Origin of the sequence: Bradyrhizobium sp. Mp19 (genome assembly GCF_029952935.1) — a bacterium.
GTDB classification, from domain to species: domain Bacteria; phylum Pseudomonadota; class Alphaproteobacteria; order Rhizobiales; family Xanthobacteraceae; genus Bradyrhizobium; species Bradyrhizobium elkanii.
Window position 1 is genome coordinate 1 of record NZ_JASAUT010000164.1, and the last position, 1,398, is coordinate 1,398.

General features: G+C 64.2%; 1 protein-coding gene. It reads right to left on the reverse strand.

The window, feature by feature from the left end; genetic code table 11:
• Positions 1 to 32: 32 nt before the first annotated feature.
• Positions 33 to 1,301 (reverse strand): IS256 family transposase, encoded by a 1,269-nt coding sequence (locus QJT82_RS45370; RefSeq protein WP_028344523.1) that lies wholly within the window; start codon positions 1,299 to 1,301, stop codon positions 33 to 35.
• Positions 1,302 to 1,398: the final 97 nt, after the last annotated feature.

A 1,398-nucleotide genomic window follows, 5' to 3' on the forward strand; every position in this document is an offset into this window, starting at 1 on the left:
GGAGCTATGCGGGATTTTGGGTGACGAGGTGATCAGGCGGCGTGGTTTGCCGGCACTTGGATGACCTCGATGCCGTCGTTGAATCTGACACCAGCGATGACCTTCGGCAACTGATTTGTGCCTTTGAGCCGCCGCCAGGTCTTTGATGCGGCGATGACCAGCTTGAACACCATCAACTTGGCGGTGGTCGGCGACAACGCACCCTTGGTGCGCACCGTCCGGTGCCGCACGGTGGCGAACACGCTCTCGATGGGATTGCTGGTGCGCAAGTGATCCCAATGCTCGGCAGGGAAGTCGTAAAAGGCCAGCAGCGCGTCGCGGTCTTTGGCGAGGCATTCGACCGCCCGGCCGTACTTGGCGTGGTATTTCTCGGCGAAGACGTCGATAGCCACTTCGGCGGTCGCCCGGTTCGGTGCCCAATACACCTCGCGCAGGTCCTTCTTCATGTTGGCCTGCACCGAGAGCGGGACCTTGTCCAGGACGTTGACGGTCTTGTGGACCCAGCAGCGCTGGTGCCGCGTGCCGGGAAAGACCTCGTCGAGTGCCTTCCAGAAACCGAGCGCGCCGTCACCGACGGCGATTTCCGGGGCGATTTGCAGCCCACGCTGCTTCACGTCGATCAGGAGCTCACGCCAGCTCTGCGCGCTCTCCCGCACGCCGACCTGGAAGCCGATCAGCTCCTTCTTGCCTTCCGGCGTCGCGCCGATCAGCACCAGCATGCATTCGCCGTGACCTTCCATGCGGGCCTGCAAGAAGACGCCATCAGCCCACACGTACACGTATCGCCGCGCCGATAGATCGCGCTTTTGCCAACGCTCATACTCGCCCTGCCACTCGGCTGTCAGCCGGGAGATCGCCGCCGGCGACAGGTTCGGCGCGTCCTTGCCCAGCAGGGCCGTCAGCGCCTCCTGAAAATCGCCGGTCGATATGCCGCGCAGATACAGCACCGGCAACAGCGCATCCAGGCTCCGGGTGCGCCGCGCCCACAGCGGCAGGATCGCCGAGTTGAACCGGATCCGCTCGCCATCGCCGGCCGCCCCGCGGTCCCGAATCTTCGCCCGCGTGACCTCGACCGGTCCGATGCCGGTCGCAATCGTTCGCGCCGGGCCGTAACCATGCCGCACGACACGGGCGCGCCCGTCGGCTAGCTTCAAATCCTTCACCGAGGCAAGAAACGTCTCGACTTCGGCCTCCACGGCCTGCGCCAGAAGCTGCCGCGCGCCGGCGCGCAAAATATTGGTCAGTGGATCGTCGATCTCGTCGGGCTGACGAAGCGGGACAATGTTGCTAATCTCGTTCATGGCGTATCGCTCTCCTTGAGAGGTTCTGGCAGGCTCGACACCCGCCTCGATACGCCGCCTATCTCAGTCCGTCATCACCCACTTTCCCGCATAGCTC